General features: G+C 70.6%; 13 protein-coding genes. 5 read left to right on the forward strand and 8 right to left on the reverse strand.

All coding sequences use genetic code 11. The features are described 5' to 3' along the window. Positions 1–12: 12 nt before the first annotated feature. Positions 13–987 carry a methyltransferase gene (locus ABGB14_RS29090; RefSeq protein ID WP_347647009.1) on the forward strand — a complete coding sequence of 325 codons (975 nt, stop codon included), beginning with the start codon at positions 13–15 and terminating at the stop codon, positions 985–987. A 61-nt stretch (positions 988–1,048) separates the two neighbouring features. Here ABGB14_RS29090 and ABGB14_RS29095 read toward each other — a convergent pair whose 3' ends face one another. The 5 genes from ABGB14_RS29095 to ABGB14_RS29115 form a co-directional block, all read right to left on the reverse strand. Beyond that, positions 1,049–3,529, reverse strand: coding sequence for a PEP/pyruvate-binding domain-containing protein (locus ABGB14_RS29095; RefSeq protein WP_347647010.1), 2,481 nt, complete (start codon positions 3,527–3,529; stop codon positions 1,049–1,051). A 180-nt stretch (positions 3,530–3,709) separates the two neighbouring features. After that, a complete protein-coding gene (locus ABGB14_RS29100; protein WP_132604903.1) occupies positions 3,710–4,345 on the reverse strand; it encodes a response regulator transcription factor in 636 nt (211 codons plus the stop codon). Between the two features lie 2 nt (positions 4,346–4,347). Next, on the reverse strand, positions 4,348–5,679 hold the full coding sequence (locus ABGB14_RS29105) for a sensor histidine kinase (RefSeq protein ID WP_347647011.1): 1,332 nt from the start codon (positions 5,677–5,679) through the stop codon (positions 4,348–4,350). After that, positions 5,673–6,395 (reverse strand): ABC transporter permease, encoded by a 723-nt coding sequence (locus ABGB14_RS29110; protein ID WP_347647012.1) that lies wholly within the window; start codon positions 6,393–6,395, stop codon positions 5,673–5,675. The genes ABGB14_RS29105 and ABGB14_RS29110 overlap by 7 nt, the downstream gene beginning before the upstream one ends. Further along, positions 6,392–7,108, reverse strand: a complete 717-nt coding sequence (locus ABGB14_RS29115; RefSeq protein ID WP_347647013.1) for an ABC transporter ATP-binding protein — start codon at positions 7,106–7,108, stop codon at positions 6,392–6,394. Before ABGB14_RS29115 ends, ABGB14_RS29110 begins: the two co-directional genes overlap by 4 nt. A gap of 160 nt (positions 7,109–7,268) precedes the next feature. Here ABGB14_RS29115 and ABGB14_RS29120 point away from each other — a divergent pair, with 160 nt between their 5' ends. Together ABGB14_RS29120 and ABGB14_RS29125 are read left to right on the forward strand one after the other, a co-directional pair. Beyond that, on the forward strand, positions 7,269–8,114 hold the full coding sequence (locus tag ABGB14_RS29120) for an ABC transporter ATP-binding protein (protein ID WP_347647014.1): 846 nt from the start codon (positions 7,269–7,271) through the stop codon (positions 8,112–8,114). Next, positions 8,111–8,962 (forward strand): ABC transporter permease, encoded by an 852-nt coding sequence (locus ABGB14_RS29125; RefSeq protein ID WP_347647015.1) that lies wholly within the window; start codon positions 8,111–8,113, stop codon positions 8,960–8,962. The genes ABGB14_RS29120 and ABGB14_RS29125 overlap by 4 nt, the downstream gene beginning before the upstream one ends. A gap of 501 nt (positions 8,963–9,463) precedes the next feature. Here the strand turns inward: ABGB14_RS29125 and ABGB14_RS29130 are convergent. From ABGB14_RS29130 to ABGB14_RS29140, 3 genes are all read right to left on the reverse strand, one after another. Beyond that, on the reverse strand, positions 9,464–10,195 hold the full coding sequence (locus tag ABGB14_RS29130) for a 4'-phosphopantetheinyl transferase superfamily protein (protein WP_347647016.1): 732 nt from the start codon (positions 10,193–10,195) through the stop codon (positions 9,464–9,466). 132 nt (positions 10,196–10,327) lie between these two features. Then, positions 10,328–10,990 carry a response regulator transcription factor gene (locus ABGB14_RS29135; RefSeq protein WP_347647017.1) on the reverse strand — a complete coding sequence of 221 codons (663 nt, stop codon included), beginning with the start codon at positions 10,988–10,990 and terminating at the stop codon, positions 10,328–10,330. After that, complete coding sequence (locus ABGB14_RS29140; protein WP_347647018.1) at positions 10,977–11,963, reverse strand: sensor histidine kinase; 987 nt, start codon at positions 11,961–11,963, stop codon at positions 10,977–10,979. The genes ABGB14_RS29135 and ABGB14_RS29140 overlap by 14 nt, the downstream gene beginning before the upstream one ends. A 777-nt stretch (positions 11,964–12,740) precedes the next feature. Between ABGB14_RS29140 and ABGB14_RS29145 the strand changes: the two genes are divergently transcribed. Then, the gene (locus ABGB14_RS29145; protein ID WP_347647019.1) at positions 12,741–15,482 is read left to right on the forward strand and encodes an AAA family ATPase; all 2,742 of its coding nucleotides are present in this window, start codon (positions 12,741–12,743) and stop codon (positions 15,480–15,482) included. Positions 15,483–15,701: 219 nt separating this feature from the next. Then, positions 15,702–16,634 carry an aldo/keto reductase gene (locus tag ABGB14_RS29150; protein WP_347647020.1) on the forward strand — a complete coding sequence of 311 codons (933 nt, stop codon included), beginning with the start codon at positions 15,702–15,704 and terminating at the stop codon, positions 16,632–16,634. Positions 16,635–16,697: the final 63 nt, after the last annotated feature.

Genomic DNA, 16,697 nt, shown 5'->3' on the forward strand with positions numbered 1-16,697 from the left:
AGGAAGGACACGATGGACCAAGAGCTGATGCGCATCCTCACCGGAGGATGGGTGGCGCAGGCGACCTTCGTCGCCGTCCGGCTCGGGGTCGTGGACGCGCTCGACGGGCGCCGCCTGACCCCCGGTGAGGTCGCCGACGAGGTCGGCGCGCACCCCGAGGCCCTGCACCGCCTGCTCCGCCTGCTGGAAGGGGTGGGGCTGGCCGCCGCCGCCGACGACGGCAGGTACGCGCTCACCCCGATGGGGGCGCGGCTGCGCCGCGACGACCTGGGCCCGCTCGCCGCCCTCTATGGCGAGGACTTCTTCGCCGCCGCGTGGAACGGCCTGGAGCAGTCCGTACGCACCGGCGAGGCGGCGTTCGAGCACGTCCACGGCGAGCCCGTCTTCGCGCACCTGGCCGCCGATCCCGGCAAGGCGGCGGTGTTCAACACGGGGATGGCGGCGGGCGCCTCCTTCTTCCGCGGGGTCCCCGACGCGTACGACTTCTCCGGGCCGCGCCGCGTGGTCGACCTCGCCGGCGGCACGGGAGCCCTGCTCGGCACGATCCTGCGGAGCAACCCCGAGGCCACGGGCGTGCTGTTCGACCTGCCCGAGGTGGTCGCCGCCGCGCCCGGTCACCTGTCGCGGATGGGGGTGCTGGACAGGTGCGAGCTGGCCGCGGGTGACCTGTTCTCCTCCGTGCCGGAGGGCGGCGACGTCTACCTGCTCTCGCGCATCCTGCACGACTGGGACGACGAGCGCTGCGCCGCCCTGCTGGCCACCTGCGCCAAGGCGATGGAGCCCGGCGCCGAGCTGCTCGTCATCGAACGCGTCGTCGGGCGCGGATCGTACGTGCCGCTCGCCTTCGACCTGCACATGATGGTGATGACCGGCGGGCGGGAGCGCACCGAGGAGGAATACCGCGCGCTGCTGGAGGACGCGGACCTGACCCCTGGCCGGCTGATCGATCTGCCGCTCGGGATGCGCATGCTCGCCGCGACCCGCTGAGAGCAGCGAAAGGCGCCGGGCTCCCCGTCGAGCCCGGCGCCTTTCGCGCGTCCTCCGACGTTCAGCTCATCACGAGCTCGCCGGCCCGCTCCCGGATCACCTCGACGGTGCCGGCGCTCCCGTCGACGCGGATCCGGTCGCCGTCCCGCAGCAGCATGGTGGCGTTCCTGGTGCCGACGACCGCGGGGATGCCCAGCTCGCGCGCGACGATCGCGGCGTGCGACAGCGGCGCGCCGACGTCGGTGACCACCGCCGCGGCGCGCGGGAAGAGCAGCGTCCAGCCCACGTTCGTCACGGTCGTCACCAGGATCTCGCCCTCGCCCAGCCGGTCGCCGTCCGCCACGGAGGCGAGCACCCTGGCGGTCCCCTCGACCACGCCCGACGCGCCGGGGAAACCGCTGATGGTCCGCGACGGGGGCACCACGGTGGCGGCGGCGTCGAACACGTCACCGCGCCGGCCCGGGTCGGCGGCCCACCGCTCCGGGTCGAACCGGCCGCGGATGATGCCGGGGTACGGAGGCAACGACCGGTACAGCTCGTACGCCGCCCGGCGCCCGGCCACCCGCGTCAGCGGCCGTCCCGAGCCGCGCAGCACGTCGATGATCTCGCCGATCGTCAGGAAGAACAGGTCGTCGCCGTGCCCGGTCACCTCCCCGGCCCGGACCACGAAGTCGCGCACCATCCAGAAGCCCCGCATCATCTCCGACCGGGTCTCCTCGCGGGAGCGGACGATGGCCTCCCAGCGGTCGATCCTGCGCCGGAACTTCTCGGCCTTCCTCGGATGGCGCTCGCGGAAGCGCCGCCAGGCGGCCTCGCTCGCCTCGATCTGGCGGTCGAGCAGCTCGGCCGGGTCGACGGTGAGCCCGGCGAGCTGGTCGTCGAGCCACGCCGGGTCCTCCACGGGCCGGGCCACCGAGATCTCGAACTCGTCGGGGCAGCGGTGGCCGTAGGAGCGGACGTACTCGTCGCGGGTGATCTCGCCCCGCTTGAGCCGGGCCAGGCCGAGCAGCGGACCGAGGCTCTCGAGCCGGCCCTCTCCCGACTGGATGCCGGACATCAGCACGGTGGCGTCGGCCTCACCGACCAGCTCGGCCAGCTGGGCGCCGAGGTAGATGAGCGAGCCGGCGTCCTGGCGGGCCGCGGCGGCGAGCATGCGGTTGCACTGGCTGAATCTCGGCTCGACGTCGCTCTCCCACAGCGCGACCAGGTCGTCGCCGGCGGCGATCGCGGCGCGGATCTCCTCCGTACGCCGCTCCGCGTCCGCGATGTAGGCCGGGATGTGCTCCACGAGCTTCTGGATCTCGCGGCGGCCGCCCAGCATGGGCCTGGCCGCCCTGAGGGTCTGCCAGCGCGTCATCGGCAGCAGCGGCGTCTCGACACCTTCCGGCAGCCTGCCGTAGATCGGCTCCTGGGTGGCCTCGATCTTCTTGGTGATGCCGAGGGCCTTGCCGAGGGAGGCGTTCACGCTCATGTTCATGTAGACGCGGCCGCCGATGTTGCCGCACATGGGGTGGCCGCCGAGGTCGCCGACGACCATGATCTCGGCGATGAACGCCTGCACGAGCGACCAGGTGCACGGCGTCATGACGCTGGGGATGGCCTCGCCCAGGTTGCCGTTGCTCCACAGGTAGTCGCCCTTGACGGAGTCGTTCCACACCTCGCGCCTGCCGGTGATCGGCCGGGCCTGGAGGATGTGGGGACGCCCGTCGTGCAGCGCCCACTCGACGTCCATCGGGCGGCCGTACAGCTCCTCGATCGCCATCCCCAGCTCGGCCAGCCGCTCGGCCTGCGCCCAGGTGAGGACGGGCTCGTCGCGCAGGCCGGGCGGGACAGGGTCCTCGCGCGTGCCGTCAGGCGTGCGCACGGTCATGACGGTCTTGGACGCGATCGTCTCGTCGACGACCGTGTGCTCGGCGCGGTCGAGCGTGATCGTGTCGGGCGTGACCAGGCCGCCGACGACCGCCTCGCCCAGGCCCCACGCGGCGTTGATGGTCAGCCGGTCGCGGTCCTCGGTGAAGAGCACCCCCGCGGCGTCGGCGGGAACCAGCTCCTGGACGACGACCGCGATGGCCACCTCGTCGCGCGGGATGCCGTGCCGGTCGCGGTAGGCGATGGCCCGGTCGGTCCACAGGGAGGCCCAGCAGCGCTTGACCGCGTCGAGGAGCTGCACGGCGCCGCGGATGTTGAGGTAGCTGTCCTGCTGGCCGGCGAACGACATTCCCGGCAGGTCCTCCGCGGTCGCCGACGACCGCACCGCGACCGCGGGCTCGTCGCCCAGCTCGGCGTACGCGGCCAGGATGTCGCCGGCGATCTCCGGCGGCAGCTCGCGGGCCGCGAACAGCGCCTGGATCTGCTCGGCGTCGCCGGTGAGGATCGCGTCCCGCAGGCCGTGGCGGTCCACGAACGCGCGGTAGGCGCCGGTGGTGACGTGGAAGCCCGCAGGCACCGGCAGGCTGGCCCTGGCCAGGTGGGCGAGCGATTCGCCTTTTCCGCCGACGACGTCGAGTTCGGCCCTCGGATCAGCCAGGGCAAGCGTGTTCATACGCGATCTCCATTCCGATTCGGCGGCAGGCCGAAGACGCGAGTCAGGGAAGGGAAAAGCCGGAGGTCAGGCTCTGACCACTTACCTGACTCGTCGCTGGGAAAAAGGGAAAAGAGGGAACGGCCGCCTCTTCAACGGTAGGAAATCGCCGGCGGGCGGCCCACCCCTAGGCGCCCTTAATCAGCCGTCGGCGCCGGGCCTGAGCAGGCCGGTCTCATAGGCCACCGCGACGGCGGCGGCGCGGTCGTTCACCTCGAGCTTGGCGAAGATGTGCAGCAGGTGGGTCTTCACGGTGGCCTCGGTGATGAACAACTTCCTGGCGACGTCGCGGTTGGTCGCGCCCCGCGAGATCAGCGACAGGACCTCCAGCTCGCGGCGGCTGAGCATCTGCTGCTGCGGCGCGCGGATCTTCTGCGTCAGCACCCCCGCCACGGACGGCGACAACACCGTCTCGCCGCGCGCCGCGGCCTGCACCGCGCTGCGCAACTCGGCGCGCGGGGTGTCCTTCAGCAGGTAGCCGGTCGCGCCCTCCTCGATGGCGGGCAGCACGTCGACGTCGTTGTCGAACGTGGTCAGCACGAGCACGCGCACGCCGGGCGACTGCTCACGCAGCCGGCGGATGAGCTCGGCGCCGTTCATCTTCGGCATGCGCAGGTCGGTGAGCACGACGTCGGGGTTGGTGCGCTGGACCACCGCCAGCGCCTCGAAGCCGTCGCCCGCCTCGCCGACCACCTCGAACTCGTCGTCGGTGAAGATGCCCCGCAGTCCGTCGCGGACGACCGGATGGTCGTCCACGATGATCAGGCGAATCGGCATGGTCACCCGGCGTCTCTCAGGCGGTCGGACGGTTCTGACATGGCGTCGGACATGGCGTCGGACACGGCGGCCGCGGGGATGGCCGGCACGGTCGCGGAGATGCCGGTGCCCTCGCCGGGCGCCGACTCGATCTCGAAGTCGCCGGCCAGCCTCGTCACGCGCTGGCGCATCGCGATGAGCCCGAACCCGCCGGCCTCGGAGGCGGGCGCGTGGGAGGAGATGTCGGGCGGCCCGGGGACGAATCCGGCTCCGTCGTCGCGTACATCCAGCACCACGACATCTTCCATGTACGACAGGGTGAGAGCAACTCGTCCGGCCGAGGCGTGCTTGGCGACGTTGGACAGCGCCTCCTGCGCCACCCGCAGCAGCGTGATCTCGACCTCGGCGTGCAGCGGCCGGGCGTCGCCGTTGACCGACAGGGAGGCGGCCACGCCGGTCGTCTCCGACCACCTGTCGGCGACGTCCCGCACAGCGGCGGGCAGCTGCGAGCCGGCCAGCGGCGCGGGGCGCAACGCCTGCACCGACCTGCGGGCCTCGTTGAGGTTCTCCCTGGCCAGGGTGCGTACGGTGTCGAGGCGGGCGAGCGCGGCCGGTGTGTCGTCGATCGCCTCCTCGGCGGCCTCGATCTGGGTGACGATGGCGGTCAGCCCTTGGGCGATGGTGTCGTGGATCTCCCTGGCCATGCGCTGCCGCTCGCCGAGCACCCCCGCCTCGCGCGCCTGGGTGAGCAGCCGGGCCTGCAGGCTGGCGTTCTCCTCGGCGAGCGCGGCCAGCTTGGCGCCGGTCTCCCGCAGCTGCTCGATCATCACCTTGCGGCTCTCGTTCTGGTCGGAGATCGTCTGGATGACCAGCCCGATCGCGGAGGCGATCAACGCGGCGATCAGGAAGGAGAAGAGCATCTCGCCCGGGCTGCGCCCGGCCTCCGGCCGCATGGAGACCAGCACCCCGGCCGTCGCGGCCACCCCGCCGTAGGCCCACCAGCGGGGCAGCAGCCTGAACGACTGGATGAACGCCGCCGGGCCGGTCACCGTGAAGACCGAGTCGATGCTGACCAGCGCCCCGATGGCGGCGAGCAGGACGGCGAAGTAGACGATCGCCACCACCGGGTGCCTGGTCCAGTCGGGGTGCACGCCGATCAGGAACCAGTGCCAGGCCATCGCGAACGACGCCAGCACCAGCGTGTCGAGCCGCCAGTTCTGGGCCAGCGAGAAGGCGGCGGGCAGCAGGATGAACAGGTAGGGGAGCGCGGGCCAGACCCGGTCCCAACGCGAAAGGCCGGGTCCGGTGGAGGCGACCACCGATCCCGACCCTTCACGGCGGGCGCTGCTTACCACCGGAACGCCTTGACCGCGATGCCGGCGGTGACCAGGCAGATCCCCACCATGACCAGCATCGCCACGGGGGAGGCCGCGTGGCCCTCCCAGCCGTTGCGGATGGTCTGCACGGCCGGTGCCATGGGCAGCATGTCGCCGATGGCTCGCATCGAGCCGCCCATCGACTCGCGGGGGATCACCGCGCCGGAGATGAAGACCATCGGGAAGAAGACGCTCAGCCCGAGCACGGTGGCCGTGCGGCCGGAAGGGACGACGGCGCCGAGCAGGAAGCCGATGCCGCTGAGGCTCAGCGCGCCGAGCACCCACGCCAGCACCACGATTCCCGGGTTCGCGGGGGCGGACAGGTCGTAGCCGATGGCGCCGATGGCGATGAGCAGCACCGTGCCGAGAAGGGCCATCAGCATGTGGGCGATCCACTGGGCGCCGAACAGCATGCCGGGGGAGGCGGGGGTGGCGAGCAGCCGCTTCAGCACCCGGCGCTCGCGGTACTGCGCCAGGGTGGCCGGCAGGATGACCAGCGTGGCCAGCCCGATGACGAAGATGCTCAGCATCGGCACGTTGGCGTCGACCGACGGCAGCCCGCCGGGAAGGGGCTTGCCGTTGCGCAGCTTGACCCAGATCATGATCGTGGGGAAGGCCAGCGCGAAGAACGCCGACATCGGGTCCCGGATGATCAGCTTGAGCTCGACCGCGATGACCTGTGTGATGCCTTTCATGCCGCCTGCCCTCCCGTCAGAGCGAAGTAAGCGTCCTCGAGCGATTCCGTGCGGCCCTGGGTGATCAGCTCGCCCGGGGTTCCGTGGGTGATGACGCGGCCCTGGTCGATGATCGCCATGCGGTCGCACAGCGCCTGGGCCTCGTCCATGAAGTGGGTGACCAGCACGACGGTCACGCCGCGGTCGCGGACCTCGCGGACCAGGCCCCACGTCATGCGGCGGGCGGACGGGTCGAGGCCGGTGGTGAGCTCGTCGAGGAAGACGACCTCCGGGTTGCCGACCAGGGCCAGCGCGATGAACAGGCGCTGCTTCCAGCCGCCGGACAGGCTCGCGAAGCTGGAACGCTGCCGTTCGGTCAGGCCCCACTCGTCCATGAGCTTGCGCCAGTCGGCCGGCTTGTCGTAGAAGGAGGCGTACATCTTCAGTGCCTCGCCCACCTTCAGCGCGTCCGGCAGGGCGGCCTCCTGGAGCTGGACACCGATGCGGGGAAGCAGTTCGCGACGGTCGCTCTGGGGGTCGAGGCCCAGGACCCGCAGGACGCCGCCGTCCCGCTCGCGCAGGCCCGACATGCACTCCACCGTGGTGGTCTTGCCCGCTCCGTTGGGGCCGGCGATGCCGAAGATCTCGCCTTGTTCCACCTGCAGGGACACGTCCGTCAGCACCTGGCGGCCTTTGTAGCTTTTACTCATGCCCTCGATTTCGATGACTGTCATGTTTAAAGAATCATCGGGATCAGCCGCGTGCGACATCCCCCGAACGGTTGATAGGGGGTCAGCCTCCCGATTCCGGGTCCGACCTGCGGAATGGCTTCACGACCAGGTGAAACCCTAAATAGGGGTGTCGTACGCGGCGCTGATCCCCAACTCTGAATGCATGAGCGATACAGCGGTGCGCGTGCGTGAGCTGCGCAAGCGATACGGCGACCTGGTCGCCATCGACGGCGTTGACCTGGATATCGCCCGTGGCGAGGTGTTCGCGCTCCTCGGCCCCAACGGCGCAGGCAAGACGACCACTGTTGAGATCCTGGAAGGCCATCGCCGGCGAGACGCCGGCGAGGTCAGCGTGCTCGGCGAGGACCCCGGCGTGGCCGGCCGGGCGTGGCGCTCCCGTCTCGGGATGGTGCTGCAGTCGGCCACCGACGCCGCGGAGATGACCGTGCGCGAGATGGTCCATCACTACGCCCACTACTACCCGAGGCCCCGCGACCCCGAGCACGTGATCGAACTCGTCGGGCTCGCCGGCAAGGCGGACGCCCGCACGCGCAACCTCTCCGGAGGTCAGAGGCGCAGGGTCGACGTGGCGCTGGGCGTGCTCGGCAACCCCGAGCTGCTCTTCCTCGACGAGCCGACCACCGGTTTCGACCCCGAGGCCCGCCGCCAGTTCTGGAGCCTGATCTCCCGGCTGGCCGACGAGGGCACCACCATCCTGCTGACCACGCACTACCTGGACGAGGTCGAAGCGCTGGCCAACCGGGTCGGCGTGATCGTGCAGGGCAAGGTCGTGGCACTGGGCGAGCCGGCCACGCTGGCCGGACGCGCGCAGGCCATGGCGACCGTCAGCTGGACCACCGCCGACGGCGACCACAGCGTGAAGACGGCGACGCCGACGCAGGTCGTCGCCGAGCTCAGCGGCCAGTTCGACGGCGAGATCCCCGAGCTGACCGTGACACGTCCGTCTCTCGAAGACGTCTACCTCGGCCTAATCGGAGATCACTCGTGACCACCACGTTGTCAAGACCACCGGCCCGGACGGCCGCCGCGACGGCGGCGCCCCTGCCCAGCGCCGGCCGGCTGGCTCTCAAGCGAGGTGCGCTGGAGCTCAAGAGCTTCTTCCGCACCAAGGGACAGTTCATCGTCATCTTCTCGCTCCCGGCGATCATGCTGATGCTGCTCGGCGCGATGCAGTCAGGCAAGCCGGACTTCAACGGCGTCACCGGCGCCCAGATCCTCACCGCCGGCATGATCGGCGCGGGCATCATGGGCACGACCTTCCAGAACCTCGGGATCAACGTCGCGCTGGAGCGCCACGACGGCACGCTGAAGCGGCTCTACGGCATGCCCATGCCGCGGATCGCCTATTTCGGCGGCAAGGTCATTCAGGTCCTCGTGTGCATGGTCGCCGAGGTCGCCCTCCTGGTCGTGGTCGGGGTGCTGATGTTCGGCGTGCAGGTGCCCGGCACGCTCGACCGGTGGCTGACCCTCGCCTGGGTCCTCCTCCTCGGCGGCGTGGCCTGCACCCTCCTCGGCATCGCGGTCGGCAGCCTGCCGAAGTCGGCGCGCGGCGCGAACGCCATCATCACGCTGCCCTTCCTCATCGTGCAGTTCATCTCCGGCGTCTACATGCCCTTCTCCGACGTGCCCGCCTTTCTCCAGTTCATCGCGTCCCTGTTCCCGCTCAAGTGGATGACCCAGGGCATGCGTTCGGTGTTCCTGCCCGAGCACGCGGCGGCGCTCGAACCGGCCGGCTCGTGGCAGCTCCCGCTGATCGCCCTCGTGCTCGCCGCCTGGTGCGTAGGCGCGTTGCTGCTGTGCATGAAGACGTTCCGCTGGACCGCCAAGGACAGCTGACCGTAGTGGCAGGACAGGATTGCGCGGATTTGCTGACGAGGGGAGGGGAGCGCGGCGCGGACGAGTCAGGGTGACGGTGGCGGGTCCTTGAGGACGCCACCGTCATCCTCATGTCCGGCCGCATGAACGGCGGTGCTCCTACGCGGTGCGGTGTCCCTGGACGGGATACGGCGCCGCCTTCCGCTGCGGGGGCGTGGCCGCCGGCCCTTCACAGCCGGCGGGACGCCCTGGGACGGGCGCTGGAGAGGGTCCCCCGGACGAGCGCGCCGGAGAGGATCCTCGGACAGGACGCCGCAGAAGGCGCGGACCCGGGGCCGCGTAAGGGCGCCAAGGCGGGCGCGGGGGCGGGGCCCGGGACGGCCGCGGGAGGGCGCGGGGGCGGGAGCCGGGGCTGCAGAAGGGCGCGGGACCGGGCGCCCGGGCCGGGCATGGCGGGCGTCGGGTACGGCCTGCCGCGCCTCCCGGCCGGGTCAGGTCCTGACGGCGGACGCGTACGGCGCGTCAGGCCCTGACCGGCTGCGGCACGGGTCGCCTGAGCACCGGGCGGTGGCGGCGGGAGGCCGTGCTGGCGGCCATGACGATGGCGGTGAGGAGCAGCCCGTCACGGGCCATGTACTTGCCGGTGAAACCCGTCAGCTGCTGCCCGCCCACGTGCGGGCCGGTGACCAGGAGCCGGGCGGAGAAGGCGCCCAGGACGGGGTTGAAGGACAGGATCGCGTCCTCGAAGTCCAGCCACCGCTTGGCCAGCGGGAACCAGGCCTTGTAGACCGACTCCTTGGCGGAGAACAGCAGGCGGTCCCAGGCGACCTCCGGGTGGTCGGTGGCGAGGGCGCGCAGGGCTTTGCGCTCCTCGGCCAGGGAGACCGCCTCCAGCACGCCGTTCGACAGCGGCTCGTTGGGTTCGGCGTCGATGCCGATCGTGATGGTGTCGCCGCCGGGGCTGACGACGGCTCCGCGGTAACCCGCGCAGTGCGTGATGCTGCCCACGAAGCCCTTGGGCCACTGGGGCTCGCCACGCAGGCCGGGCAGGAGGGGCTGCGGCGGCAGGCCGAGCAGGCTCATGGCCTGCCTGGCGCACATGCGCGCCGTGACGAACTCCTTGCGCCGGGTCTCCACCGATCGGCTGATCACCTCTTCTTCAGCGGGGAAGAGCATCGCGTCGTGGTCGTCGAACGTGTCCACGGCCACCACCCACGGGGGGAGGATGCTCCCGATCAAGGCATTGGTGTTCACCCTTCCAAGCTAGATACGGCCTTGCCGGGAGAGAACGTCTGACCAGGTCTTCTCGGGCCGTCCGGAGCCGGTTGCGGGGTGAACCCGCCCTCAGAAGGGGGTGCGATCGGCGCAAATTGTCCACATTTATGGTCAATTGTCGGATCGCGCCCGCGATGGCGTGATCAGCGAGGCGTCGATCGCGCGGTTGACGGCGTCGATGCGCGACGCGGCCCCCAGCTTGACGAAGATGTTCCGCAGGTGGCGCTTGACCGTGGCCTCGGTGGTGTTGATGCGGGCGGCGATCTGCCGGTTGCTGAGCGCCTGCGCCGCCAGTTCGAGGACCTCGCGCTCCTTGCTCGTCAGCACCTCGGCGGGCGCGCTCTCCATCTGCGCCAGGCTTTCGCGGGAGACGGCCAGGACGATGCGGTCCGGCTCGTCGTGCACGCTCCGGATCGCCGACACCAGCTCGTGCCAGTGGACGCTCTTGAGCAGGTATCCGCGGATGCCGGCGGCGAGGAGCCTGCGCAGCAGCTGCGGGCCGTCGTACATGCTGAGGATGATGATCTGCGTGTTCGGGACCTGGCTGCGCAGCCGCGTCACGGTGTCGGTGGCCGAGTCGCCTGGGATCTCCACGTCCAGCAGGAGGATGTCCGGCTTCTTGTCGGCGACCAGGCGGAGGGCGTCGTCGGAGGTGCCCGCCTCGCCCACCACGGCCAGCCCTTCCTGGGCTTCCAGGATCTCCCTGAGTCCTTCGCGGAACAGGGCGTGGTCGTCCACGATGGCGATCGTGGTGGGCGGGTCACTCCTGATCATCGAGGCGCCTCTGGATGGGCACGGCGAGATCGACCCTGGCGCCCCTGCCGGGCTTGCTGGCGATCGTCACCGTGCCGCCGAGTAACTGGGTGCGCTCCCTGATGGACGACAGCCCGAGGCTGCCCTTCGGCGGCTGGCCGTCCGGATCGAAACCGCAGCCGTTGTCGATCACGCACGCGACCAGTTCGTGCGGCGCGACGTCGATCCTGATGAGGATGGCCGACGGGTCCCCGTGGGTGAGCGCGTTGCGCGCCGCCTCACGCAGGATCAGCAGGCACTCCTCGCTGACGGTCGGGGGCGCCCAGGTCTGGTCGCCGTTCACGATCAGCTCGATCTGCACGTCGTCCGTCCCGATGATGTCCAGGTAGCTGAGCAGCCCCTTCTCCAAGGTGCTGCCCCCTGGGGGATGGAGGTCGGAGGTGACCTGGCGCAGGCTGTACATGGTCTCCTGGATGGCCTGCTGGGCCATCTCCAGCTTGGCCAGTGCCTTCGCCGGTTCCCCCGGGCGGTACATGTTCGACAGCTCCAGCTGGCGCTGGGCCACGCTGAGGCTGTGGCCGATGCGGTCGTGCAGCTCCCTGGCGATCCGCCGGCGCTCGGCCATCTGCGCCTCGGTCACCTTGTTGAGCAGGATGCCGGTGTAACTGTTCGCGGCCTCCCTGATGCGCAGGGAGATGCTCTGTTCCAGTGCCGTCACGACGAGCCTGAGCATGTGAGCGGCATGGGTGTCGTCCTGGAGCCGCTGGCTCAGCGTGGCGAACGCCGCGCGGAAGAACACCGAGGCCGCCATCAGCGACTCTCTCGGATGCACGCCCGCCGACGCCCGTGCCACGCCGATGTCCCAGGCCAGGAAACGGGACGTCTCGTCGTCGTCCTGAAGACGTCCCGCACGCAGTGCCCCCGCCATCTCCGTCAGGATCTGGCCTGCGTTCGTCATGACCTGGGCTTTCGTCACCTGATCATTGATCAGCACGCTACCGATGGCCGCAAGTCCCTGCTCGTACTTGCTCAGTATGTCCGCTCGGCACTCCTCGATAAGGCTCGCCGGCCCCGTAGCGTCTTGCTCACCCGTATGCGCAATTTCTCCCACCGTGTCCCCTTGGAGAGTGCACGAATGCTTACATCTTGGGTCAACACTGGTGAGTAGGCAACTGTATGCCGATGGCGGGCATACGCGGAGTGTCCTCCGAGCAGCCTCTGCCGGCCCTGTGACCTGCTGAAACGGGGCGCGACATGGAAATGTCAATATTGCGTGAACGGCGCGCCGCAGGCCCGGGCTGGCGCGCCAGCCCGCCGGAGTGGCGCGACGGGGCGGCGGTCGACATGAGCGCGACTCGTATTAGCGCGATTCACGTTAATGACTCATAACGATACTCGTCGGTAAGGTTTGGGGCCTCTCCACCCCCTCCCGCGTGCGCAGGCGGCGGGGCCCGCGGGCCCGGGGGATCCGCCGGGGGCGCGCCGCCCGGCGCGGGCCCGCGATGACTCGGACCTGGGCGTGGTCCGAAAGTTGAAGACCGGCTGGTCCATACGGAGCGACCCGCGTTATTAAGGATAAGCCGTATTGTGAGCCCCCAGAGCCGCACCTAACGTGATGAACGTCAACCCAGAAACGGGTGCGGAAGGGGTTGAGGTCATGCGGCGGGTGCGACAGTCCACGACATCGAAGCCGAGAAAAGAGCAGAAAAGCTCGTTGGACCTCAGAACTCCTTCCGGTCGTGAATTGCCTTTCTAAAAGGGGTGTCCAATCATGGGGCTGTTCGAGAGAGATGCGGCCATGACCTCCATGCACGGCCTCCTCGCCGAGGCCGTTGGCGGCAAGGGCAGGGTCGCGATGGTGACGGGGGTCGTCGCGACCGGCAAGAGTGAGCTTCTGCATGCCTTCGCCGAACAGGCACTCGAACGGGGTGCTCTGCCGCTGGTGGCGTCCGCCACCCAGGCGGAGAGCGATATTCCGCTGGGCGTGCTCGGCCAGCTCTTCCAGAACGCGCCGCTGCGCGAGGACGTGCGCGCGGTCGCGGCCGACCTGCTGCGGGAGGGCGCGGAGATGGCCTCGCCCGCCAAGGGGGACCGCGTCGAGCAGGTGGACGTGCAGATCGTGCACTCGCTCTGCGCGGTCCTGCTCTCGCTGGCCGAGCGCCATCCGCTGGCGATCGTCGTTGACGACGTCCACCTCGCCGACAGGGCCTCGCTGCTCTGCCTGTCCTACCTCGTCCGCAGGTCCAGGTACGCGCCGCTGGTAGCGGTCTTCAGCCAGGCCGAATACCGCCAGCACATGCACGGCTTCTTCGCCACCGAGATGCTCCGCCAGCCCCACTGCACCGCCGTCAGGCTGGCGCCGCTGTCGTACGGCGCCGCGCTCAGCATGACGGCAGAGCGCCTGGGCGAGGCGGCGGCCAAGGAGGTGACGCCGGAGTGGCACGCGCTCAGCGGCGGCAACCCGCTCCTGCTCCGCGGGCTGATCGAGGACCACGAGAGCGGCGGGAGCGCTCCCGCCGAGCGCTACGGCGAGGCCGTGCTGTCGTGCCTGCACCGGGCCGACCCCGGGCTCATGCAGGTCGCCGGCTGGCTCGCGGTGCTGGACGACCCGGCGCTCCTCGAGCGCCTGCTCGGCTCCGACTCCGCGGCGATGGCGCACGCCATGCACTGGCTGGAGACCGCAGGCCTGCTGGAGTCGGGCCACTATCGGGCCGAGATCGCCAGGAGGACCGTGCTGGCCGAGCTGGGCGACGAGGTGCGCCGCAGCGTGCACCGGCGGGCCGCCGAGCTGCTGCACGAGGAGGGCGCCGACGACATCGCGATCGCCGAGCACCTGCTCGGCGCCGACGCGACCGACCTGCCGTGGGCCGTGCCCGTGCTGGAGGCGGCGGCGCTGAGCCGGCTGGACGGCGGGTCCGTCACCTCGGCTGTCGACTACCTGAAGCTCGCCTGGCGCGGCTGCACCGACGAGCGGCACCGCACCACCATCGCCACGGTCCTGATGCGCGCCGAGTGGCGCATCAACCCCAGCACGCCGGCCGAGCACATCGCCGAACTGACCGACGCCCTGCACAACGGGACCCTGCGCGGCAGCGACGCGGTCGTGCTGGCCAGGGCGCTGCTGTGGCACGGCAAGGTCGACGACGCCTGCCAGGTGCTCGAGCACCTGAAGGAGAGCGGCGACACCGAGCCGCAGACCGTGGCCGAGCTCATCGGCACCCGGCTGTGGCTGCGCTGCTCCGCGCCGCCGCTGCTGGCCCACGTCAACAGGTCGACCAGCGAGCAGGCCAGGGAGGCCGTGCTGCCGGTACGCGTGAGCCGGCGGCTCGAGTCGATCAACGCGCTGATCTCGGTGCTCACCCGCGGGCCGCGCGAGCGCGTTCTCGGCACCGTCGAGCGCATCCTGCACAGCTCCCGCCTGGACGAGATGTCCATGGACACGGTCGAGAGCTCTCTGCTCGCGCTCACGTACGGTGGCTGGCCGGACAAGGCCGTGCCCTGGTGCGACGCCTTCATCGAGGAGGCCCAGTCCCGCAGCGCCCCTGCCCGGCGTGCCCGGCTGACCGCGATCCGCGCCGAGATCGCCATGCGCCGCGGCGACCTCGAGACCGCGGCGTCGTGCGCCCGGCAGGCCCTGGAGATCATCCCGCCCGCCAGCTGGGGTGTCACCGTGGGCGGCCCGCTGGCCAACCTGATGCTCGCCAGCACGGCCATGGGGCAGTACGACCAGGCGCTCGCCCAGGTCAACACGCCGGTGCCGGACGCCATGCTGCAGACCCGCTTCGGACTGCACTACCTGCACGCCCGCGGCCGCTACCACCTCGCGGTCGACCACCCGGCTGCGGCGCTGCGCGACTTCCGGTTCTGCGGCGAGCTCATGGCCGAGTGGGAGATGGACACGCCGGGATTCATCGCCTGGCGTACCGACGCGGCCGAGGCGCTCATCAGGATGGGCGAGCAGGCGGAGGCCCGCGCCCTGATCGAGGAGCAGCTCTCCCGGTGCGGCCCGATGGCCTCCCGTACGCACGGGATCGCGCTGCGCCTGCTGGCCGCCACGAGCGAGCTCCGGCACCGGCCCATGCTGCTGCGGCAGTCCACGGACCGCCTGCAGGCCTGCGGTGACCGCTACGAGCTCGCCCGGTCGTTGTTCGACCTCACCGAGGCCTTCCACAGCGTCGGTGAGTTCCGCCGGGCGGGGATCATCGCCAGCCGTACGCGCATCCTCGCGCAGGAGTGCGGCGCCCAGCCGCTGAGCCACGCGCTGGACGGCGACGGAGCCGCCGCCGAGGGGCAGGGCTCCGAGATCAGCAAGGTGGTGGCCATCCTCAGCGACGCGGAGCGACGCGTCGCCGGCCTGGCCGCGGTCGGCTACACCAACCGGGAGATCGCCGCCAAGCTGTTCATCACGGTGAGCACGGTCGAGCAGCACCTGACCCGCATCTACCGCAAGCTCGGGATCACTCAGCGCTCCGATCTCCCTCCCAATCTGGAGCTCAGCCCCACCCTGCGCTGACCTCTTGAGCTCCTCGAGCTGCCCACCGCGTGGATCCCGCGTGGTGGGCAGCGACATTAACAATGTGTATAACGAAGAGTTGCGTACAGTGTCAAGTGCAGATAAAGCGTAATGATGTTTCCCATATTCGCCCGGTGCTCCCGGGGGATAGGGGTTGTGGCGCGAACTTGGCCCACAGATCGTATGTAGCAACGGTGAGGGCCAATGGGAGGGGGTGTCGTGGACAGCAGAAGGCTGGGCGACACAGGGCCGATCACCTCGTGTCTGGGCTTCGGATGTCTGGCTCTCTCCGGCGTGTACGGCGAAGCGGACCGCTCGGAGTCGCTGGCGTTGCTCCACAACGTGCTCGACACAGGTGTGACCTTGCTCGACATGTCCGACGACCACGCCCACGGTGAGATCGAACGGCTCGTCGGCGAGGCCGTCAGGCCCTGGCGCGACGACGTCCTGCTCTCGACCCGCACCCTCCAGCGCCGCGCGGGAGACGTGCCGCTGCGGCAGGCGTGCGAGGCCTCGCTGGAACGGCTGGGCGTCGACCACGTCGACCTCTACGTCGTCGGCAGGGAGCCGGGCGCCGTGCCCGTCGAGGAGACCGCGGGCCGGCTCGGCGAGCTGGTGGCGGCGGGCAAGGTGCGCTACGCGGGCCTGACAGGGGTGACGGGGGACGAGCTGCGCCGGGCGCACGCGGTCCATCCGATCACCGCCCTGGCCATGGAGTACTCCCTGTGGCACCGTGACGCCGAGCTCGACCAGCTGCCGGTGGCGCGCGAGCTCGGCATCGGGCTGATCGCCGGCCGGCCGCTGGGCCGCGGCTTCCTGGCCGGGCGCGGCGGCTCCGCCCGCGAGCTCGACCCGGGGGACGCCCGCCGTACCGACCCCCGGTTCGACCCGGCCAACCTGCCGGGCAACATCGCCAGGCTCAGGAAACTGGAGGCCGAGGCGGCGACCATGGACGTCAGCACCGGCCGGCTGGCGCTGGCCTGGCTGCTGGCCAGAGGGCCCGACGTGGTGCCCGTGCCCAGCACCCGCGACCCGGTCCACCTGGAGATGAACGCGGGTTCCGTCAGGCTGCTGCTGACCGACGCGACGTGCCGCCGGCTGGAGGCGGCCTTCCCGCACGGCGCGGCCGCCGGAGCACCGCTGCCCGGTTAGCCGGGCCGATCGGTCAGGCCCTGTCGGTCAGGCCCCGTCAGTCAGGCGGGACTCGCCGGCGGC

This window comes from Nonomuraea sp. B10E15, from assembly GCF_039871615.1.
In the GTDB taxonomy this organism is placed as follows: domain Bacteria; phylum Actinomycetota; class Actinomycetes; order Streptosporangiales; family Streptosporangiaceae; genus Nonomuraea.